Below are 22426 nucleotides of genomic sequence, written 5' to 3' on the forward strand. Positions count from 1 at the left end.
AAGCGGCACTTCTTACCCACGCCGGTGACAGGAGAGAAACCCATGCATTCAGGTTACACTGGCGGGGGAAATTGGGAGGTGTAATTTGTGCCAGAACACGGCTGACTATCGACAGCTTTTTCTCGACGATACTCCGCTGATGGACGTGCGTGCGCCGGTGGAATTCGCGCGCGGCGCCTTTCCCCAGGCACGCAACCTGCCGTTGCTGGACGACCGGCAGCGCGAGCTGGTGGGTACCGAGTACCGGCGCGCCGGCCAGGCGGCGGCGGTGGCGCTGGGCTGGAAGCTGGCCACCGAGGGGGTGTTGGCGCAGCGGCTGGCGCAGTGGCGCGCCTTCGCAACCCGCCACCGGGCTGCTCACCTCTACTGTTTCCGCGGCGGCCTGCGCTCGCGCACCGCCCAGCAACTGCTGCGGCAGAGCGGTATCGAAATGCCGCTGGTGGAGGGTGGTTACAAGGCCATGCGCGCCTTTCTGCTGCAACAGCTGGAAGCACATTGCGCCGGGTTACCGCTGGTGGTGATTGGCGGCCACACCGGCAGTGGCAAGACGGATTTGATCCGGCGCGCCGGCCGCGCACTGGATCTGGAGGGCATAGCCCACCACCGTGGCTCCAGTTTCGGCCGCACCCGACATGCGCAACCGGCTCAGATCGATTTTGAAAACCGGGTCAGCATCGACCTGCTGAAACTCGCGCAGGGCAGAGGACCTGTCTTTGTCGAGGACGAGAGCCGCCTGATCGGCCGCTGCGCACTGCCGCCGGTATTGCAGCAGGCCATGGCGGCGGCGCCCAGGGTGCTGGTGCTGGAGTCGGTGGAAAAACGCGCGCGGCGCATAGTCCGCGATTACGTCGCCGATGCCCTGGAGCGCTTTGCGGATGCCGATCAGGGCCCCGAACTGGCCCTGGGAGAGGAACTGAGAGAGAGCCTGGGCCGGATTCGCAAGCGGCTCGGCGACCTGCGCCACCGGCAACTGGACGCCCAGTTGCAGGAAGCCAACCGCGAGCTGCGTGAAAACGGCACCACCGAAGCCTTTATCCCGCTGGTGATGGCGTTGCTGACGGACTACTACGATGGCGCCTACGACTATCTGATGCAGAAGCAGCCCGGAGAAATTCTGTTTCGCGGCGACTTCGATGAAGTCGCCCAGTGGCTGGCGACAGGCTCCTAGCCAGGGCCTGTTGACATTAAAATGGCCTGCTAGGGGCTGGCCGCGCTGCGGTTTAACCCAAAGCGCCGCGCCATGATCCAGTCCCGCAGACCCCGCGGCAGCCAGCGCACCATCCACGGCAACAGGCGGCTTTTGTTCCCCAGCCGCACCACTGCCGGGGGGCGCTTGCGCAGCAGCTCGCTCACCAGCCTGCGCGCCAGAGTACTGGCCAGGGTGGCGTCCTGCTGCGACAGCTGGGCACGCGCGCGCACCGCCTCTTCCTGGCGTTTGTACCAGGAGTCCGGCGCCAGCAAACCGCGCAGGGACACTTCCGCATGGCGGCCGAACTCCGACGCTATGGCGCCCGGCTGAACCGTCATCACGCGTATCCCGAAAGGTTTCAGCTCCAGCCGCAACACATCCGAGAGACAGTGCAGCGCCGCCTTGGAGGCGCTGTAGGCGCCGGAGAAAGGGGTCGGCACCACGCCGGACACGGAACCGATATTGCAGATGATGCCGCGCCGCGCCAAGCGCATCAGCGGGGTGCAGGCGCGGATCAGTGCCATGGGTGCAAAAACATTGGTGTGGAACTGGTGTTCGAGGACGCGGGTATCCAACTCCAGCAGCGGCCCCATCTGTCCGTAGCCGGCGTTGTTGATGAGGATATCGAGACGGCCGTAGGCGGCCCGGAGGGCGTGCACCACCCGACTGATATCGGCCGGTGAATTCACATCCAGCGCCTCGGTGGCAATGCCCAGGTCCGCCAGTTCCTGCAGGCTCTCCGGGCGCCGCGCAGTGGCGATCACTATGGTGCCGCGGCGGTGCAGGGCCAGTGCGAGTTCGCGCCCGATGCCGCTGGAGCAGCCGGTGATCAGTGCGACCCTATCCGGCACCACATAGCCCCGCCCTATCTGCGCCAGGCTGTCGGCGGCAAACTGGTGATCGGACGGGCGAAATCTGGACGCCGGTGCCTTGCTCACAGAAACTACTCCGGTTGTGTCTCGCCTACCCCCGGTTGGAAGTGAGGGTTCTCTATGATCCCGAAGATATTGCCGTCCGGATCGAGGAAAGTCGCCATCAGAATGCCATCCCCCACATCCACCACCTCGCTGTGCTGCCTGGCCCCCAGGGCGCTGATACGCTCGACCTGGGCGGCCATATCGCTGACACCCCAATAGGCGACCACGCCATCCGCGCGGCTGGTGGCGCTGCGAGCGTCCGGATTCAGCCCCAGCTCATAGCCACCGACGTTGAAGCCGACATAACACTCAGAGTCAAAATAGGGCTCCTGCTGCAGCAATTCGCAGTACCAGGCCCTGGCGTCGGCGATCCGCGTGACACCGTAAATCACCGTGCGCAAACCGAGAAACTGTCCCATCCTGAGACCTCGTGCCTTGTTGTTTTCTCCCCCCGCTCGGGGAGGCTCCCACTCAGGACAGCGCCTGCTCCAACTGTTCCAGCAGGTCCAGCGGCTCAAGCTCCACACCCTCCAGGTCGCCGTTCCAGTTGATGCCCACTAGCAGAACATCCTCGTGCATACCCGTCAGCCAGTCGTCCATGAATTCCTCCAGGGCTATGGCAACCGGTTGGTAGCCACTCCATTCGCCACCTGCGTGCACCTCGGCAAAAGCCTGCAGGGACCAGAAGGGCATGACATCGGTTTGCGGATGTCGCTCGGATTCGCACAGCGCGAATCCCTCCTCCCCCTGCAGTGCCCAGACACAGCCCTGGGCGGTCGCCTCCGGTAGAAAGCGCGCGCAGTTGGCTTCGAAATCGTCTGTCAGGGGCTCGACTTGCATGGCACCGGGACCTCGGGAGTTTTTCGCAGTGTACGTCAGATCGGCGCCACTGGGTAAGGGCCCAGCAGCTTCAAACGGTGCCACAGGCCCTAGGGAACCTCTGATTAAGTCAGTGCAATCTCAGGCTTTGCGTCGAGTTCGCCAGTTAGGCGCAGTCGCGCAGGAATGTTGGTTACCTTTCAAGCGGCTGCAACGCAGCGGGCGGACTCGAGGCAAAGCCCCGCAGGGCGGGCCTGTGGCGCCACTTGGACCTTGTTGCTCCGCTCGTCAAGGACAACCAGCCTTGACCTTCGCGCAGCGCCTTGCCAAGCGGTGCCACAGGCTCCGCTGAGACAGTACTGACTTAATCAGAGGTTCCCTAGACCACCAGCCGGTGGCCATTGTCGCGCAGCCAGCGCCGCAGCTCGCGGTAGTTTGGGCAGACACTCTCCACCTGCCGCCAGAAGGCACGGCTGTGGTTGTGATGGTGCAGGTGGCTGACCTCGTGTGCCACCAGATAATCCACCACCGCCTCCGGGGCCAGGCACACCAGCCAGTTGTATTGCAGTTCGCCGCCCAGGCTGCAATGACCCCATTTGGTCTTGGTGCGCCGCACTTTCACCGCGCAAAACTGCACCCCCGTGAGGGCCGCCAGTTCCTGCGACTTGTCTGTCAGCAGCGCCAGCGCCTCGCGCTTCAACAGCCGGTGCAGGGCCGGGCGCAGCTGTGCGGCATCCGGTTCCCGCGCCTGGGTGAACACCGCCAGGACGCCGTCTTTCACTCCGCTGTCGGCAGGGTCTGCAGCGCGCTGCAAACGGTGTGCACGCCCCAGCCAGGGAATAGTTTCACCCAACTGGTAGAGATAGGAGGGGATTTCCCGCGCGCGCTCATCAGCGCGTACAAGCTGGGCGCGCACCCACTGGATATTGTCGCGCAAAAACTGGTGTCCGTGGCGCTCGGCGCAGCGTTGCGGAATGCGCACCTCCACACCTGTCGCCGCCATTACCAAACCCAACCGTTTGCGCCGGGTCGAACGGACCAGCCGATAGGGTATGCCTGCAAACGTAAACCGCTGCGCTTCGCTCATCACCGCTGGTAGGCCACCACCGCCATGGTGATGCGGGAGATACAACAAAGCTTTCCACGGGGGTCGCTGATGTGAATCTCCCACACCTGGCTGCTGCGCCCTATGTGCACCGGCCTGGCCGTGCCCGTCACCAATCCCTCCGCCACTGGGCGCAGGTGATTGGCATTGATTTCCTGACCGACGCAGTAAAAGCTCGCGGCGTCCACCACCAGGTTGGCGGCAACGGAGCCCAGGGTTTCCGCCAACACCACGCTGGCGCCACCGTGCAGAATCCCCTGGGGCTGACGGGTGCGCCGGTCCACCGGCATGGTGGCCGTGAGGTGTCCGTCACCCAACTCGGTAAATACCATGCCCAGCAGGCCGGGCATCACATCGGCGACCAACAGGTTCAGTTCCTCAAGGGATGCCCGACTCTTCCAGATTGCCATTTCTACAGGGGTTCCTTGTGGTTGCCGCCGCACCCATCACCCTTCTCAGCCAAAGCGCTTGTCCGCCACGAAGGGGTTGCTGCGACGCTCCTGGCCAAAAGTGGACATGGGGCCGTGGCCGGGAATAAAGCGCACCGCATCCCCCAGTGGCCACAGCCGCTCGGTAATGGAGCGGATCAGAGTATCCTGGTCACCGCGGGGGAAATCCGTGCGGCCGATGGAACCGGCAAACAACACGTCCCCCACCAGCGCCAGCTTGCCCGGTGGGTAAAAGAAAACCACATGCCCCGGGGTATGGCCGGGGCAGTGATGGACCTCCAATGTCTCGTCCCCCAGGGTCACTGTGTCGCCCTGTTGCAGCCAGCGGTCCGGTGTAAACGCCTCCACTGCGGGAAATCCGAACATCTGTGCTTGTAAAGGCAACTGCTCGATCCAAAAAGCATCTTCCTTGTGGGGCCCTTCCACAGGCAATTGCAACTGTTTCACCAGTTCCACTGTGCCACCCACATGGTCCAGGTGGCCGTGTGTGAGCAGAATTTTTTCCAGCTTCAGTCCGCGCTCCGCCACCGCGGCGAGAATTCGCTCGACATCGCCGCCGGGGTCCACCACCGCTGCGCGCTTGGTGTCCTCACACCACAACAGGGTACAGTTCTGCTGAAACGGGGTAACCGGAACCGTGTGAAATTGAAGAGCCATCTAGAGCCTGTAACTGCTTGATTTGTCGTGGAGAGCTTGCGGACATAGGCCGCAAATCCGGGCTTAAAAGCCAGGGAAGCCTTGCAGCAACCTGCTAGCCGGAAAATATGCGCGACAATATTATACTACCGCCTCCACAACGCCAGCCCTGCGCGAGGAGCGGCCGCTGTCGCCGGCCTTCTTTAACAACTGGCGCAGGTCCTCCAACAGCGCCTGCTGTACCAGTGCACTGTCCCAGTAGCCAGCGTGGGCTGTCCATTGCGGCCCCCAGTGGCCGCCGCTCCAATCGGACAAGGGCCGGGTCTCGTAGTCGCGATAAACCGCCTGGTTGTACGACGGACTCAACGGCTTTAGCGGCCAGCCGAAGGGGTCGTCCGGGTGATAGAAATTCTTCCAGCGGAAATGATAACCGCGGGTATCCGCAGTGACCGCCTGGATCTGGTCCCGCGGCAGGCCCGCGCACCACAGCGGATTGGTGGGCCCCAGGGTGTACCAATGGCTGAGAGTTTTGAAGCGCAGGAACAGATCCCGCCCCGACCCCTTGTGCACGCCCCGCGGGCCGCCGTCGCGCCAGATGCCGTGGTTGACGGTGGGGCGCTGTGCGTCCCAGAGGTAGTTGGACAGGTTCACGCAACCCACTGAATGGGTCAGCAGTATCACCGGCGCCTGGTCGCCCGCCGCGGCAGCGGCCTTCTCCAAACCGGCGTAGATCGCCTGCTGGCCCTTGTCGTAGTTGCCGCCGCGCTGCTGTATATCCTGCAGCTGCGCGGCGCTTTCGGCCATACCGTGGAGCAGGAATTTGCGCGCGCGTATGAAATCCATATCGCGCTTTTGCATCACCTCACCCACCCGCTCGATGTTGTTTTGCAGATGTCCCTTGCACAGAATGCTGCCGCAGTACAAGCGCGACCAGTCTTCATCCTCAAGACCATGCCGCAGTGCGGTAAACAGAGGTTCGGCAAAGTTCTCGTCCACCGCACCCATACCCTGTGCCGCCAGGATGACTATATCGGCCATATTCGCCCCTGATAGATATTGTGGCACTGAGGAAGACCGTTCAGTGCCTTTCGTTATTGTTAGAAAGCCGGCACCGCTGAATCGAGTGAAAGTAACACTTAGACCGACAGTTGAAAAGCGAGCGGTCACGCACCCCGGGGTGGGCGGCAGTAATAGCCAAACCGGTTTCTTGGTGCATAATGTGGCCACCACTTCAATCCATGCGAGCGATCCGCGCTGAGCGATGTTACTGACCTCGAAATACAGCCTCCCCGACTGCCCCGAACACACGCTGGAAAGACCCCGCCTGCTGTCGCGGTTGAGGGAAACCTCCGCTGACCAGCTGCTGATAGTCACGGCACCCGCCGGGTACGGTAAAACCACGCTGATCTCCTCCTGGGCTGCGGGCCTGGAATCCCCGATCGCCTGGTTCTCCCTGGATGCCAGCGACAATGACCCCGGCCAGTTCTGCCGCTATCTGGTGGAGAGTGTGCACAGGGCCACCGGCAATGGCGTACCCGAGACCCACGCCCTGCTCGCTGCACAGCAGCGTCCGGACCCGGCGCTGATGATCAGCCAGCTGCTGGCGGAGCTGCGCAGCCTGCCCAGTGAATTGCGCATAGTGCTGGACGATTATCACCATATCGACAACGACAAAGTACACAGCGCCACCCGCTTCCTGCTGCGACACGCCCCTGCCGGCGTGGGCATCGCCCTCACCAGTCGCAGCCAGCCGCCGCTGGGCCTGGCCGCGCTGCGGGTGCAGGGGCGCCTGCTGGAACTGGACAGCGCCGAACTGGCGCTCAACAGCGGGGAGATTGCACAGCTGCTGCAGCAACGCCTGCCATTCACACTGGAAAGCGATCGCGTCGAACAGCTGCTGCAATTGAGCGAGGGCTGGCCGCCGGCGGTACAGCTGTTCGCCCTGTCCGTGCGCGACCGCCAGGCGGTGGACCGCTACCTGGGCGAGCTGGAACAGGGGCATAGCCATATCCTCGACTACCTGGCCGAGGAAGTGCTGGAACGACTCGAACCGGAATTGCGCGAACTGCTCGCCTGTACCTCGATTCTCACCCGGATCAACGCTGAATTGGCACAGGCGCTCAGCGGCCAGAGCGGCGGACAGCTGCTGCTGGAACAGGCCGCTCAGCGGGGTCTCTTTCTGCAGGCTCAGGACTCCAGCCGCCAGTGGTTCCGCTACCATCCGGTCTTCGCCCGCTTCCTGCAGCGCCAGCTCACCGACGCGAGCCGCGTGCAGGATCTGCACCGCCGCGCCAGCGACACCTGGCTGCAGCTGCACCAGCCCCTGGAAGCGCTGCGCCACGCCCGCGCGGCGGAGGATGGCGAGCGACTGCAGCGACTCCTGAGCGAGCGTGGCGAACAGTTTCTGCGCGAGGGGCAGACACGCCTGCTCAACGACTGTCTGCGCTGGCTGGGGCCCGGCGAATTGCAGCGCAGCGCCCGCTTTACCCTGCTGGCCGCCAAGATGGCCAGGGACAATTTCGAATACCCCCAGTGCGAAAAATTCCTCGCCGCCGCCGAGAGCTGGTTGCAGCGGGAGGACCCCGGGCAGTGGCGCGACTTCGAGGGCGCCTTTGCCACCATGCGCGCCCAGACCGCCGTGGCCCGCGGCCAGACTCTGCAGGCAAAGGAATACGCCCAGGAGGCCCTGGGGTTGCTGCGGCCGGAGCAGCTCGGCGAGCGTATCGCCGCCCTGTTAGTCACCGGCGAAACCGGTTTTTGCCTGGGCGAGGTGGAGACCGCCAACACCCACCTGCTCGAAGTGGAGGCACTGGCAGTAGCGGAACAGGATTACCCCAGCGCCGCCTGGGCCATCTGCCAGCAGGCCGAGATCGCCATCGCCCAGGGCCTGTGGAAAAAGGCCGCCGCACTGCAGCGACGCGCCCACCAGCTGGTGGAAGACCAGCGGCTGGGCAGCCTGCCGATCTCGGAATTTATCTACCGGCTACGCAGCCTGCTGGAGTGGGAGAGATGCGACCTGGACGCGGCCGCCAATTCCGCCCGCCGCGGTATGCAGATCAACCGCAAGGTAGGGGAGCGCTGGCTGCTGCCGGAATACACCACCCTGCTGAAGGTGGCGGCTGCCCGGGGCGAGCGCGGCGAGTCCCTGGAGTGGCTGGCGCGTATCGACCGGTTGCTGGCGGGCGAGCGCTATCATCGCGACTGGGTCGCCAACGCGGACGCCGTGCGAATCCGCGTCTGGCGCGCCCTGGGCCAGCAGGCCGACATCGCCGCCTGGCTGGAGCAGGCGCAGCCGGTGTCCGACCGCCCCAGCAACCACTTTGAACAGTGCCACGGGCGCAACCATGTGCGCGCCCTGATCGAACTCCACCGCTGGTCCGATGCCAACCGGCTGCTGAGCCGCCTGCAGCAGATGGCGAGCGAGTGTGGGCTGGTCACGGACAGTTTGCGCAACCTGGTGCTGGAAGCGCAGCTACTGTGGCTGCGCGGGCAGCGTGACAACGCTCTGGACGCCATGCGCGAGGCGCTGGGCATCGCCGTGGAGCGGGACTTTACCGCCAGTTTCCTGCAGCTGGGCAAGCCGCTGATCGTCATCCTGAAAGCACTGCCGGACCGGGATCTCAGCGATGCGCAGCGCGACAAGGCCCAGGGGCTGATCCGCCTGGCGCAACAGCAGCCGGAGCTGGACGGCGGCATCCGCATCGAGCTGGATGAAACCATTATCCGCGAGATACTCGACAGCGACGCAATACCCGACTTTCTGCGCCACTCCCCGCTGACCCCGCGGGAGTGGCAGGTGTTAAATGCCATTCACTCCGGACTCTCGAACGAGCGCATCGCCCGTCATTTCAAAGTCGCACCGAGCACCATCAAGACCCACATTCGCAGCCTCTACCAAAAGCTGGACGTCAAGGACCGGCAGGAGGCCATAGCCCTGGCGGAACAGATGCTGCGCTCGATCCAGGACCGGCCCCTGGATTGACGTCCTCTCCTCCCCCACCCGGGGAGGAGGCACAGCCCCGGCGGGTAGCGCCATAATCAATCCTGGAAGCGACAATCCTTAGGGCAGTAGTCATGAGTGGTAAAAGCACCGCATGGTGGCGCAACAGTGTTATCTACCAGATCTACCCGCGCAGCTTTTGCGACGCCAACGGCGACGGTATCGGGGATCTGGCCGGTATAACGCAGAAACTCGACTATGTGCAGTCTCTCGGGGTCGATGCCATCTGGATATCGCCGTTTTTTAAATCCCCCATGGCGGATTTCGGTTACGACGTATCCGACTACCGGGACGTGGACCCGCTGTTCGGCAACCTGGACGATTTCGACCGCCTTATCGAGGCGGCCCACCAGCGCCATCTCAAAGTCATTATCGACCAGATTCTCAGCCACTCCTCCGATCAGCACCCCTGGTTCCGGGAGAGCCGCTCCAGTCGAGACAACCCCCGCGCCGACTGGTACGTCTGGGCCGACCCCAAAGCGGACGGCAGTGTGCCAAACAACTGGATGTCCAATTTTGGCGGTACTGCCTGGCGCTGGTGCAGTCGCCGCCGCCAGTACTACCTGACCAATTTCCTCGAACAGCAACCGGACCTGAACCTGCACAACCCGGCAGTTCAGGCGCAGCTGCTGGCGGACCTGAAGTTCTGGCTCGACCGGGGTGTGGACGGCTTTCGCCTGGACGCCATCAATCACGCTTTCCACCACCAGTCCCTGGCCGACAACCCCCCCCGACCGCCAGCACTGGACGAGAGGGGGCTGCCGCCCGTCAACACCTACCGCTACCAGTGGCATGTCTACGACAAGTCGCAGCCGGAAAACCTTTTGTTTTTGCAACGGGTGCGCCAGCTGCTGGAGCAGTATCCGGGCACGGTGGCCATGGGTGAAGTGTGCGATGACAAAACCCAGGAGATCATGGCCGACTACACCAGTGGCAAGCGGCTGCACATGGCCTATTCCTTCGACCTGCTGGCGGAGGATTGCAACGCCGACTTTCTGCGCGAAACCCTGCACAAGAACCGCCGCGTAATCGCTCAGGGCTGGCCCTGCTGGTCCATCGCCAACCACGATGTACCGCGCCCCATGACCCGCTGGAACAAAGGCTTCAGCAACGAACAGGCCAGGGCCCGGTTGCCGCTGTTCCTGTTGATGCAACTGACCCTGCGCGGCAGCGTGTGTCTCTACCAGGGCGAGGAACTCGGCCTGGAGGAGGCCGATATCGCCTTCGAGGATCTGCGCGACCCCTACGGCATCAGCCTGTGGCCGGAGTTCAAGGGCCGCGACGGCTGCCGCACCCCCATGCCCTGGGTCGACCACGGCGAGATCAACGCCGGCTTCTCCAGGGTCAAGCCCTGGCTGCCGGTTCCGCCGGTGCATCGCGGCAAGGCGGTGAGTATTCAGGAAGAAGACCCGGGCTCGACGCTGAACCAGTTTCGTGCCCTGCTCAACTGGCATCGCCAGTGGCCTGGGCTCGCGGTGGCGGAACAGGAAGTCATCGAAGACGGCGACGCGCTGCTGTTATTTTGTCGCCGCGCTGAAACCGAAGAATTTTTCGTGGCCCTGAACCTAGGCGCCGGCGACGAAACCCTGACCCTGCCGGCCCGGTTTGCCGACGCTGAGGACATCACCCCCGCTATACTGCCCGGCCGCTGCAGTGCCGGCCAACTGGACCTGCCCCTGGCCGGCGCGCGGGTACTGCGCCGCCCCATAAGCCAATAGACAATCTCTCATCCATTGGATTGTCGCCCTTGAAAAATCTGTGCAAGTGCGCGGAATCGCTTGCTTTTCAAGGGCTTACGCCTGCCACCGCCCAACGGCTACTTTCGACAAGCCCGGATATGGCATTAGCGCTTTTCCAGCTCCCCCTGGGATCCGCCAGCGTCTCTTTCGGACTATCCACAGCGCCATTCATACTCATTCGTTGTAATGGGGCAATTTGCGCCACCCTAACATCGTTCGCACCCGTTGCGGTCGCGACCACTGCGGGCCCATTCAGCGGCACAAGTCGGGAGACACCGGCGCTGTACTGGGGAAATCAATGCCTGTTGCCACGCCGCTCCGGCGCCGGGTCACTTTGTGCCCCGCGACGGCGCGTGCCGAAGCTGCAGCTCGCAACTCGCCGTTTCTGCCCAACAGAGAGGTGCGCAATGCAAAGCCGTTCATCACTGTTAACCCGATCTTCACTGGTCGCGCTGCTGCTTCTCGGCGGTACATCCCTGATGACGCCGGAAGCGCAAGGCCGGGATTACCGCGACCCCAACAACCCACCGCCCTATGTGCGCGAGTACTACCGACAACTGAACCAACAGAATGCGCGCCACGGCCGTGCCTACCGCAATCCCCGCGGCTACCGCGGCCACCGCTACTATCGCAACTCCAACAACTACGGTGGGCGCTATAACCGCTCCTACCGCAACCCCCGCCATATGCAACAGGGTGCTTCCCGGTACACGGCCCGGTCCTGGTGGCGCCACGGTGCGGGCGGCGGCGCGGCGCACATCCGTATCGACCTGAGCGAGCAGGCGGCCTATTTCTACAAGGGCGGCCGCCTGGTGGGCATGTCTCCGGTCTCCACCGGTATGGCCGGCCACCGCACCCCCACCGGCAGCTTTCGCGTGTCGGAAAAGAAACTCAACCACCGCTCCAACCTCTACGGCCACTATGTGAGCCGGCGGGGCTATGTGCTGCGCAGCAATGTGGACGTACGCCGCCACCGACGCCCTCCCGGCTCGGTGTTCCGCGGTGCTTCCATGGACTACATGATGCGTATCAACGGCGCTATCACCATGCACGCTGGCTATGTGCCCGGCTATCCCGCCTCCCACGGTTGTATACGGCTGCCCTGGCATATGGCGCAGGTCTTCTTCGCCAATGCGCCCATGGGCACCAAGGTCAGCGTGGTGCCCTGATGAAGGCTGGCAATTCGGATTCCGCAACCAAAAAGGCCGGGGTGTATACCCCGGCCTTGCTGTACTGAGTCCTTTAATTCGCCGCCACCGGCGGGGCCTCCAACTGGTGACGGGTAAAATAATCGTGCGCCGCGCGGTTGACCCTGCCCGCAAGCAGCAGCGTAGAGGTCATGGTGGGTATCGCCATAATCGCGTACATACCGATAATGATGCTGTTGACCGAGTTCAGGGACGCCACGGCGCCGATCACGATCAAGACGATATAGAGCGCAGTGTAGAAAGCCTGGAAGCGGGTACCAAACAAAAACACAAAACACTTCACACCGTAATACCAAAAGGTGACGATGGTGCTGAACGCCAGAGGCAACACCATGGCCAACAGCAAAAGCGGCCCCCACTGGCCGAAGACCTGTGAAAAGGCTTCCGCGGTCAATGAGATCCCCTCCATGCCCACTCCCTGCTGCCATACCCCGGTGAGCAGAATCACCAGGGCGGTACAGGTACAGACCACCAATGTGTCGATGATGGGCCCCACCATGGCCACCACACCCTCGCGCACCGGCTCACTGGTCTTGGCCGCACCGTGCGCCAGCGACTCAGTGCCGATCCCCGCCTCGTTGGAAAAGGCTCCGCGACTGATACCGGTGGCAATCACGGCACCGAGTGTGCCACCGGCCACCGCCTGACCGGAAAAAGCGTCATCGAAGATCATTGCCAGAGCCGCCGGCACCTCGCGCCAGAAGTGGCCGATTACGATGACGGTCAACGCCAGGTAGAACAGCACCATGGACGGCACCAGTCGCTCGGCGAATTTGCCGATACGCTGGATACGGCCAGCAATCACTACGGCAGCCGCCAGTGCCAGCACCAGACCTATGGCGAAGTCGAACCACAGTGAGCCATCCCCGCCCACGATCCCCAGCGGTACCGCGAAGGATTCCCGCAGCAGCTGCGCCGTCTGGTTGGACTGAAAAACCGGCAGCATGCCGCACAGGCCCGCCACCGCAAACAGCAGCGCCAGCGGCATCCAGCGCCGCCCCAGTCCCTCGCGGATCACGTACATGGGGCCGCCCTGCAGCTCGCCGGAGGCATCGTGGCCGCGGTACATAACCGCCAGCGTCGCGGTATAGAACTTGGTGGCCACACCCACCACCGCCGTTACCCACATCCAGAAGATGGCGCCGGGGCCGCCGGTACTGATGGCTATCGCCACACCGGCGATATTGCCCAGGCCCAGGGTGCCCGACAGGGCGGTGGACAGTGCCTGCCGGTGCGGTACCTGTCCGGGGTCATCCGGGCGGTCGTATTTTCCCCGCAGCAAGTCGACACTGTGGCCGAGATGCCGGTAGGGCCTGCCCCGGGAGAGCAGCAGCAGTGTCAGGCCGCCCCCCACCAGCAGTACCAGCAGAGGCGTGCCCCAGACGAATGAGGCGAAGGCGGCCAGTGCCGCATCGATGGACTCTAACAAAGACATAGGAAATTCGGGTGCCAGTCAGCAAACCAACGAGTCTATGAAGAGGCACCCGCCTCTGTCAAAACCGCCGCGCCAACGTCTAGGAAGAGGTTTCAGTCAGGCAGTGGCCGCCCCCGGCTCCACTTCACCCGCTGCAGTGCCCGTTTCCCGCACAAACCACACCGATACAGAGCCACACAGCATAAATACCCCGGCCAAAACAATGATGTAGATGGCCCGGTTGTCGAACACACTGTGCAGTATCGGGCCCGCCACCAGGGCCGACAGAATCTGCGGCGCGGCGATGGTGAAGTTGAAGATGCCCATGTAGACACCGGTTTTACTGGCGGGCAGGGCGTCGGACAGGATCGCGTAGGGCATGGCCAGAATCGCCGCCCAGGCAATGCCCACGCCCACCATGGGCAGCAACAGACCCAGCGCACCGGAGGGCACAGTCACTTGGGTAATCAGCAGGTTGACCTGGATCGCCTCACCGCCCCGAAACAGCAGGAAACTGATATACCCCAGGCCGCCCAGCAACAGGGACAGGGAGTAGGTCGCCCTGCGCCCCAGCGCAGTGGCAATACGGGTCAGAGCGATAGAAAAAACCGCTGCAAACAGCGAGTAGGCGGCAAAGATAATCCCCACCCAGTCACCGGCTGCCCCTTTGGCCGCGGCGATATGGGCGGGGATCTGGTCTAGAGTGGCCAGATAATCGTGATCGAACCATTTGGCCTCCACACCCCACACATGTTGAGTAATAGCGGGGGTGGTGTATACCCACATGATAAACAGCGCGAACCAGGAGAAGAATTGCACCAGCGCCAGTTGACGCATGGTTTTAGGCATATCCCAAAGCAACCCCATGAAACCCCGCAGCCGTTGCCACAGGGTTTGGCGCTCCGCCAGCTCCCGGGCAAGCTGTGCCTCATCGATGCCCTTGTAAGCATTGTACTGTTTGGGTGGGTATTCCCGGGTGCGCACCACTGTCCACAGGACACTGCCCAGCAGCACGGTAGCGCCCACATAGAAGGCCCAAATCACCGAGGGCGCCACTTCACCGGCCCGCGCAGTATTCTCCAGCCCCACCACATTGGTGAGAATAAAGGGCAGCGTGGAACCCAGCACAGCGCCGATATTGATCAGCAGGGACTGGACCGAATAGCCCAGGGTGCGCTGCTGCGAGGGCACCATATCGGACACCAGGGCGCGAAAGGGTTGCATGGTGACATTAAAGGCCGCATCCATCAGCGCCAGCATCACACCACCGAAAAGGATGGGCGCAATAAAGACCACTGCGATACTAGCATTGGGCATAAACGCCATCCCCAATGCCGCCGCGACTGCGCCAAACAGTATATAGGGATTGCGGCGGCCAAAGCGGTTCCAGGTGCGGTCGGAAGCGGAGCCTACGATCGGCTGCACAATCAGCCCCATCAATGGAGCCACTATCCAGAACAGCGACAGCGAATGCAGGTCCGCCCCCAGGTCGGACAGAATCCGGCTGGCGTTGGCATTCTGCAGGGCAAAACCGAACTGCACCCCGAGAAATCCTAGGCTTACATTCCACACCTGCCAGAAGGGGAGTTTGGGCTGGACCGGGGCCCCGGCTACCGGATCGGACATAGCAATCACCGCTGAATCTGTTGCACGCGCTTATGGTTATGCCCGGATTGTCGCAGGCGCGGACAACCCGGCCCTCCTCCCCACCGGGGGTGGAGGGCCGGGTTATTGAAAAAGCCTTCCCTGGCTTTCCCCAACAACAGGTTATCAGTGCAACACTATCACTTCGTTGGCATCCAGGTTCAGAACCGCTGAGCCACCGCTGACATTCACCACATCGGCACTGGTTAAGCTATTGTACTGTCCATCCGCCAGTCCCAAGGCACTGACAGTAATGGAGGTGCTGCCCCCGCGATTGACCGCCACCACTACGGAATCACCGGCGGCCTGGCGCTCGAATACCAGGATATCGCTATTGATCCAGCGCTCGGTATAACTGCCCCTTGCCAGCGCCGGGCTCTGGGCACGCAATTCTGCCAGCGCCTTGATCCGCTGAAATGCGGTGGTGGTCTGGCTGAACGACGGCATGGCCTCGCGGTTGTAGGGGTCGTGCCCTATCTGGCCATCGCCATTGGCGGTAAACCAGGTGGAGTTCTGCTCGCTACCGTAGTAAACGGTGGGGATGCCGGGCAGTGTCATCACCAGTGCCATACCCAGATTCTGGCGCGCATCCGCCAGCGCCTTGCTAAACCCCTTGCCGGTGCGGCCATTGTCCACCGGACCACTGGTCTGCAGATAGACACTGGTGCGGGTGGCATCGTGATTGTCGAGAAATATCGGTTGCCAGCTCTCGCGACCACCCATGGCACCGGTGCGCGATTCGATATGGGCATTGAGTGCGGTCATGGTGATGTCACCGGCGATTGCGTTCTCTATATGGTCGCGCAAGCGGAAGTCCAGCAACTCCGAACCCCGACCCTCGTTGAGAAATTGCATCGACAGGCTGTCACCGGCACCGGCGCCATACCATTCACCAAAAATATATACATCCGGATTCACTGCCCGTACCGCTGCGCTAAAGCGATTGATAAAACCCGGCTCTATATGTTTGATCGCATCGATCCGAAAAGCGTCGACACCGTGGGACATCCACTTGAGCGCCGCATCGATCAGGTACTGGTCCGCAGTGCTGTTTGCGCTCACTCCATGGTTGAAATCGGTGAGGTTGAACAAAGTCTTGTTGCGGAAGGACCAGGGGTCGTTCCATTCACCGGGGCACTGGGTGGCCGGGTCACTGTCGCCACAGTCGGCGATAGCGCCGTTGCGGTGATACCAGGTACCATTATCCTGCAAATAATCAGTAACAAATACGCCCTCTTTATACAGGGCACCGAACTCGTACTGGTCATCCTGGTTGGAATGGTTGAGGGCAATGTCCAACACCAGTTTCATGCCGCGCGCCTCCATCGCCGCATCCAGTTGGTCCACCAGCGCCCAGTCCCCCAAATGTTCATCCACTTCGTAAAAGTCGCGGCCCCAGTAGCCATGGTAGGCGCCATCGCTGCCGGAGTTGTCGATATTGTTATTGAGGGGCGTGACCCAGATCGCCGAGACACCCAGGGCCTGCAGGTAATCGAGCTTATCGATCAACCCCTGGATATCGCCGCCCCAGTACTTCTTCCACTCGGACAAGCCACCGTTCTGCTTCACTGTCGAGGTGGCGGCAGCATTGTTGCCATTGTCGTTGGTGGAATCACCGTTGGCGAAGCGATCCACAAACACAAAATACATACTGCGCGAACGGAAGTCCGTCATACCGCAGTTCTCGCCAAGGTCGGTGGTTACGCTAACTAGCGAAAGGCTGTTTCCGTCCACTACTATTTCAGTCCAGCCACTCGCTGCCACATCCGATGCCGGGAATTCGTCACCGCCCCAACCACCGTTGGGGTCAATCTTGAAACGCGGGCCACCGTTTCCGTCCCCACCGACGAAGTTGCGACAGGCCCCGTACTGACCGCCACCCAGGTCACTGAGCAGATCACCGGTTGCCCAGCCGTTGTGGGTGCCGCGCAGATGCAATTGCAGACCGCCACCGGACGGATTCGCCGGGTCAATGCGGTAATCCTTGGTATCGGTATAAAAGGAAATGTCCCAGGTGCCGGCAGCGACTGGAATATTGGCGCCATTCTGCTGTTGGTTCGCGCCGTAGTTCTCGCTCCAGTCCCCCCAGCGGTCGAACTTGATTTCCCCAGCGGTCATAAAAACCACACTGTTGGCGACGACGGTATTGCTACCGACATCCTGCATGGGGTCGGCCTGCCAGTTGTTGTGTGTGCCCCGCAGGTACCATTCCGCCTGTGCGACCAGGCTGACAGTCATCAGCGCCACTGTCCAAAAGATTCTATTCATAGGGTTTCTCACCATTACTATGTGTCTCAGCATTGCCCCTCGCGGCCGACCACCCCGCGAACCTCAGCGGCAGTTTCAAGTACCCGAATCGAGCGACACATCCTCCCCCCGGGGGTGGTGGATGATTTATGCGCCAAGACTCCCCCTGTGCCGGGGGGGAGTGAAAAGCTGTGCCACTGGGCAACAATGGGCTGTTATTAACCCGGCGACTCTATAAGTTGCCGGGTTAATGGGGTACGAGGATGTGTCGTCGCCGGACAGAGGCCGGCGCAACCTCTTGAAAAGCGGGCGATTTTACGTAATTACGCAGGTTTTCAAGGGCGTCAATCCAAACGATGTGTGGACCATCGGTTGGATTGGCGGCTTAAAAGAATAAATTCGTGCCGAGGTGGCACCTGGAGGTAATCCATGACAAAAGCGCTCTCGGGCCTGGCTGTTGCGCTGCTCTGCCTGCCGCAGGTTTCAATAGGCCGCCCGGCGGATCCGCTGGAGCGCGTGGAGCCTCCCTTCTGGTGGGCGGGTATGCATGAGCCGCAGCTCCAGTTGCTGCTTTACGGAGAAAATCTGGCCGGTCTGAAGCCCAGCCTGTCCTACCCGGGAGTCACCCTCCTGGGCTCGGAAACCCTGGGCAACCCCAACTACCTGTTCATCAACCTGTCCATTTCCGCGCAGGCCGCGCCGGGCACAGTGGACATAGCCCTGCTCGACGGTGAGCGGATCGCCGCCAGCTTCGCCTATTCCCTGCGCGAGCGTGGGCCCGGCTCCGCCGGCCGCCGCGGCTTCGACAGTCGCGACGCCATCTACCTGATCACGCCGGACCGCTTTGCCAACGGCAATCCGGATAACGACACAGTGCCCGGGATGCAGGAAGCCCCAAACCGCCAGGCTCCCGGCGGCCGCCACGGCGGCGATATCGCCGGTATGCAGCGGCACCTGGACTACATTGCCGACCTGGGCTTTACCGCCCTGTGGCCCAATCCGCTGGTGGAAAACGACCAGAGGGAATACTCCTACCACGGCTACTCCGCCACAGACTACTACCGTATCGATCCGCGCTTTGGTACCAACGAGGATTTTCGCCGGTTTGTCGCCGCTGCGAACGCCAAGGGCATTGGCGTTATCCAGGATATGGTGCTCAACCATATTGGCGACGGGCACTGGTGGATGGACGACTTGCCGGACCAGAACTGGCTCAACGGCACGGGCGCGGATGAGATCACCATCACCAACCACGCCCTGATCGCACTGGCAGATCCCTATGTGAGCGAAACCGACAAGAGCCAGTTTCTGCGCGGCTGGTTCGTGGATTCCATGCCCGACCTGAACCAGCGCCACCCACTGGTGACCAATTACCTGATTCAGAACACCATTTGGTGGATAGAGTTTGCGGGCCTGAGTGGTATTCGCGCCGACACCTATACCTACCCGGACCCGGACTTTCTGCAGTCCTGGGCCGAACGTGTCCACCGCGAGTACCCCAACTTCAATATCGTGGGTGAGGAGTGGACCCGCAGCGCTCCTCTGATCGCCCGCTGGCAGCGAAAAGAAAACGGCGAAGTCACCGGCGGCCGCGTGAAAAGCATGATGGATTTCCCCCTGCATTACGCCTTGCGCGAGGGGTTGGCCCAGGACGATAACTGGAACAGCGGACTGACCTCCCTTTACCAGGGGTTGGCCCACGATTTCGTATACCCCAACCCGCAGCGCTTGGTGATCTTTGGCGGCAACCACGATACCAGCCGCCTCTTCAGCCAACTCGACGACGATCCGGGGCTCTATCGCATGGCGATCGCCTATCTCGCCACCATGCGCGGCATACCCCAGTTCTTCTACGGCGACGAAGTGCTGATGGAAAGCCCCAAGCACCGCGACGATGGTGTTGTGCGCGGAGATTTCCCCGGCGGCTGGAAGGGGGACGCCGTCAATGCCTTTACCGGCAAAGGGCTCAGCGACAAACGGAAACAGGCCCAGGATTTTGTCCGGACTCTGTTTCGCTGGCGGCGGGACAACCCGGTCATTCACCGGGGCCGCCTGATGCAGTTTGCACCCCACGACAATACCTACGTTTATTTCCGCTACGACGACGAAAAAATCGTCATGGTGGCCATGAACAAAGGCAGCGAGCCGGCAACAGTGGATATCGATCGTTTTTCCGAGGTCCTCGCGGGGAAAAAGAGAGCCCGCGATATCGTGAGCGGCAACATTTACCCCCTGTCCCGTCTGGAGCTGCCCGCCAGGGACGTTCTGGTTGCTGAGATCTATTGAGCCCCCAGCCCATCCAGGAACAAAGTAAGGATCAGCAAATCAAGCGTGTAGCTGCTCGATTTATCGCAAAGGGTTTGCGGACATGCATCTCAAACCCGTATTGAGGAAAGCCAGGAAAAGATTATGCAGCAACCTGCAAGGATTTTCCCGGCGGATCAATTGCACCGCTGCTGAATTACAGGCAATACCCTGCCGCCCCAGCCACTGTCCAGGCAGCAAAGGGCGCGCAGGTAATAAATTTCCTGAAGGGTTGCTGTGAGGACAGCAACCGCTAAGACCTAAATAAGAGGTGATGATGACCGGTAAAAGTGTAATACGCAGCTGCACAATAATAATGGCCCTGCTGATCGCGGGGCTGGTGAATGCCGGCGAACGCCACTACCTCCACCACCGGCTGAGCGGGGATGCACTAATTGTGCAACTCAGCGATGCCACCGTCAGCCTCAGGCCCCTCAACGACAGCGCCCTGGAAGTACACTACCAGCGCGAGGGCGTCCGGCAACTACCTTCTTTTGCCATCGCCGGAGGACAGCGGGCGCCGCTCACCGCCCAGCTGAGTGAGCAACCTGACCAGCTCACCTATAGCCTCGCCGGCCTCAGCGCCGTTATTCACAAACAACCTTTCAGAATCCAGTACTATCGCGGCAGCAAACTGCTGACTCAGGAGGAGTCGGGATTTTTCGCCAACCAGACACTGCGCGGTTTCCGCTTTTCACTGGAAGAAGGTGAAAAGCTACTCGGTGGCGGCGAGCGGGTACTGGGTATGGACCGCCGCGGCAAACGCCTGCCCCTCTACAACCGGGCACACTATGGTTACAGCACCGAATCGGAACAAATGTATTTTGGCCTGCCCGCGATACTGTCCAGCAACAAATATATATTGCTGTTTGACAACAGTGCCACCGGCAACCTCGACCTCGGTGCCAGCGAAGACGATGTGTTGCAGTTCGAGGCCGTCGGCGGCCGCACCTCCTACATTATCGCCACCGGCAAAAGCTATCCCCAACTGATGGAAAACTATGTGGATGTGACCGGCAGGCAACCACTGCCGCCGCGCTGGGCGCTGGGCAATTTCGCTTCCCGCTTTGGCTACCATAGCGAAGCGGAGGTGAGGGCCACGGTGGATAAATTCGCCGCGGAGGATTTCCCCCTGGATGCGGTGGTACTGGATCTCTATTGGTTCGGCGCGGATATCCAGGGCCATATGGGCAACCTGGCCTGGGACAAAAACGCCTTCCCACAGCCCGAAGAAATGATAGCGGATTTCAATCGGCGCGGAATCCATACCATTCTCGTCACCGAGCCATTTGTACTCTCCACATCGGAACGATGGGACCAGGCGGTGGCCGCCGGCGCACTGGCAAAAAACCTTGCCGGGCAGCCCAAGCGGTTCGATTTCTACTTTGGCAACACCGGACTGATCGACGTTTTCTCCGAGCGTGCCGGCGACTGGTTCTGGAATATCTACGATGGTCTGCTGCAACAGGGCGTCAGCGGCTGGTGGGGCGACCTCGGCGAGCCGGAAGTGCACCCATCGGACACGGTGCACGCCATCGGAATGGCCGACGAAATACACAATGCCTACGGCCACCGCTGGGCGCAGTTGCTACACGAAAGACAAACCGCTGCCTACCCGCAACGCCGCCCCTTTATTATGATGCGCGCCGGCTTTGCCGGCTCCCAGCGCTTCGGCATGATTCCCTGGACCGGCGATGTGGCGCGCTCCTGGGGCGGCCTGCAACCCCAGGTGGAACTGGCATTGTCCATGGGTCTGCTGGGTTTCGGCTACACCCACTCGGACCTGGGCGGCTTCGCCGGCGGCGACAAATTTGACCGGGAGCTTTATATCCGCTGGCTGCAATACGGAGTTTTTCAGCCCGTCTACCGCCCCCATGCGCAGGAACACATCGCCTCTGAACCGGTATTCCACGACCGCAAAACCCGCGATATCACCCGCGCATTTATCAAACTGCGCTACCGACTGCTCCCCTACAACTACACCCTGGCATTCGAAAACAGCCAGGCGGGTATGCCGCTGATGCGCCCATTGTTTTTCACTGATGAAAACAAGCCGCAGCTGATGGATCGCCATGACGCCTACCTGTGGGGCGACGAATTTCTGGTGGCACCGATCACCGCCGCCGGCGTCCGAAAAGTGGACGTGAAGCTGCCCGGCGGTGTCTGGTTCGATTACTGGAACGACAATCAATATTCCGGTGATACCGCCTCTATCGCCGTAGACCTGGAGACAATCCCGGTGCTGGTGCGCGCCGGCGCCTTTATCCCAACCGTGGCCGACATGGCCAACACAGGGAACTATTCCAGCGCGGAACTCACGCTGGATTACTATGCCCACCCCTCATCCCCGCGCTCCAGTGGCTATATCTACGAGGACGACGGCGAGACCGTCAATGCCTTTACAGCCGGCCGCTATCGCAAACTGCACTTCGACGCCAACCGGGAGCAGAGCGGAATCCGGTTTTTATTCCACCGGGAGGGGGCTGGCTACACCGGGGAGCCTGAGCAACGCCGGATAAGCCTGAATCTGCACAACTGGACAGATGCGCCCGCGCAAGTGACCGCCAACGGTGGACAACTGACACTGTTCCAGCGGGAAAAGGAATTTGCCCGAGCGACCACCGGTGCCTGGTTCGACCGGCGAGCCCGGCAACTGCGGATCAAGTTCGACTGGAAGCAAACACAAAGCACCCTGAAAGTGGAGTTCTGACAGACGCCACCAAGTCCGACTGCAACTGATGACAACAACGACGTT

16 protein-coding genes are annotated in these 22426 nt (G+C 61.7%); 6 read left to right on the forward strand and 10 right to left on the reverse strand.

Going from position 1 to position 22426, the window contains the following annotated elements:
- Window positions 1–85: 85 nt before the first annotated feature.
- Window positions 86–1168, forward strand: coding sequence for a tRNA 2-selenouridine(34) synthase MnmH (gene mnmH, locus ABVT36_RS02505; RefSeq protein WP_368455113.1), 1083 nt, complete (start codon window positions 86–88; stop codon window positions 1166–1168).
- 29 nt (window positions 1169–1197) lie between these two features.
- On the opposite strand, the gene ABVT36_RS02510 is transcribed toward mnmH, so the two are convergent.
- From ABVT36_RS02510 to ABVT36_RS02540, 7 genes are all read right to left on the reverse strand, one after another.
- Window positions 1198–2127: an SDR family oxidoreductase gene (locus ABVT36_RS02510; RefSeq protein WP_368455114.1), complete on the reverse strand. Its 930-nt coding sequence runs from the start codon at window positions 2125–2127 to the stop codon at window positions 1198–1200.
- A gap of 5 nt (window positions 2128–2132) precedes the next feature.
- Window positions 2133–2525, reverse strand: a complete 393-nt coding sequence (locus ABVT36_RS02515) for a VOC family protein (protein ID WP_367149642.1) — start codon at window positions 2523–2525, stop codon at window positions 2133–2135.
- A 52-nt stretch (window positions 2526–2577) separates the two neighbouring features.
- The gene (locus ABVT36_RS02520) at window positions 2578–2946 is read right to left on the reverse strand and encodes a DUF2750 domain-containing protein (protein ID WP_368455115.1); all 369 of its coding nucleotides are present in this window, start codon (window positions 2944–2946) and stop codon (window positions 2578–2580) included.
- A 358-nt stretch (window positions 2947–3304) separates the two neighbouring features.
- Window positions 3305–4012: a M48 family metallopeptidase gene (locus ABVT36_RS02525; RefSeq protein ID WP_368455116.1), complete on the reverse strand. Its 708-nt coding sequence runs from the start codon at window positions 4010–4012 to the stop codon at window positions 3305–3307.
- Window positions 4012–4440, reverse strand: coding sequence for a hotdog fold thioesterase (locus ABVT36_RS02530; RefSeq protein WP_367149646.1), 429 nt, complete (start codon window positions 4438–4440; stop codon window positions 4012–4014). The genes ABVT36_RS02525 and ABVT36_RS02530 overlap by 1 nt, the downstream gene beginning before the upstream one ends.
- 45 nt (window positions 4441–4485) lie before the next feature.
- Entirely contained in the window at window positions 4486–5136 is a 651-nt protein-coding gene (locus tag ABVT36_RS02535) for an MBL fold metallo-hydrolase (protein ID WP_367149648.1), read from the reverse strand.
- A gap of 120 nt (window positions 5137–5256) precedes the next feature.
- Window positions 5257–6153, reverse strand: a complete 897-nt coding sequence (locus ABVT36_RS02540) for a hypothetical protein (RefSeq protein ID WP_368455117.1) — start codon at window positions 6151–6153, stop codon at window positions 5257–5259.
- A 223-nt stretch (window positions 6154–6376) separates the two neighbouring features.
- Here ABVT36_RS02540 and malT point away from each other — a divergent pair, with 223 nt between their 5' ends.
- The 3 genes from malT to ABVT36_RS02555 all read left to right on the forward strand — a co-directional run bounded on the left by malT (window position 6377) and on the right by ABVT36_RS02555 (window position 12023).
- A complete protein-coding gene (gene malT / locus ABVT36_RS02545; protein ID WP_368455118.1) occupies window positions 6377–9097 on the forward strand; it encodes an HTH-type transcriptional regulator MalT in 2721 nt (906 codons plus the stop codon).
- Window positions 9098–9189: 92 nt separating this feature from the next.
- Window positions 9190–10833 (forward strand): alpha-amylase family glycosyl hydrolase, encoded by a 1644-nt coding sequence (locus tag ABVT36_RS02550; RefSeq protein ID WP_368455119.1) that lies wholly within the window; start codon window positions 9190–9192, stop codon window positions 10831–10833.
- Window positions 10834–11261: 428 nt separating this feature from the next.
- Window positions 11262–12023: a L,D-transpeptidase family protein gene (locus ABVT36_RS02555; RefSeq protein ID WP_368455120.1), complete on the forward strand. Its 762-nt coding sequence runs from the start codon at window positions 11262–11264 to the stop codon at window positions 12021–12023.
- Window positions 12024–12096: 73 nt separating this feature from the next.
- Here the strand turns inward: ABVT36_RS02555 and ABVT36_RS02560 are convergent, their stop codons facing one another.
- From ABVT36_RS02560 to ABVT36_RS02570, 3 genes are all read right to left on the reverse strand, one after another.
- Complete coding sequence (locus ABVT36_RS02560; protein WP_368455121.1) at window positions 12097–13497, reverse strand: alanine/glycine:cation symporter family protein; 1401 nt, start codon at window positions 13495–13497, stop codon at window positions 12097–12099.
- 96 nt (window positions 13498–13593) lie between these two features.
- The gene (locus ABVT36_RS02565) at window positions 13594–15102 is read right to left on the reverse strand and encodes an MFS transporter (protein ID WP_368455122.1); all 1509 of its coding nucleotides are present in this window, start codon (window positions 15100–15102) and stop codon (window positions 13594–13596) included.
- Window positions 15103–15246: 144 nt separating this feature from the next.
- Entirely contained in the window at window positions 15247–17388 is a 2142-nt protein-coding gene (locus tag ABVT36_RS02570; protein WP_368455123.1) for an alpha-amylase family glycosyl hydrolase, read from the reverse strand.
- 408 nt (window positions 17389–17796) lie between these two features.
- On the opposite strand from ABVT36_RS02570, the gene ABVT36_RS02575 reads away from it, so the two are divergent.
- Together ABVT36_RS02575 and ABVT36_RS02580 are read left to right on the forward strand one after the other, a co-directional pair.
- Window positions 17797–19653, forward strand: a complete 1857-nt coding sequence (locus ABVT36_RS02575; protein WP_368455124.1) for a glycoside hydrolase family 13 protein — start codon at window positions 17797–17799, stop codon at window positions 19651–19653.
- 334 nt (window positions 19654–19987) lie between these two features.
- A complete protein-coding gene (locus ABVT36_RS02580) occupies window positions 19988–22381 on the forward strand; it encodes a TIM-barrel domain-containing protein (RefSeq protein ID WP_368455125.1) in 2394 nt (797 codons plus the stop codon).
- Window positions 22382–22426 lie beyond the last annotated feature (45 nt).

Source organism: Microbulbifer sp. TYP-18, from assembly GCF_040932045.1.
Classification (GTDB): domain Bacteria; phylum Pseudomonadota; class Gammaproteobacteria; order Pseudomonadales; family Cellvibrionaceae; genus Microbulbifer.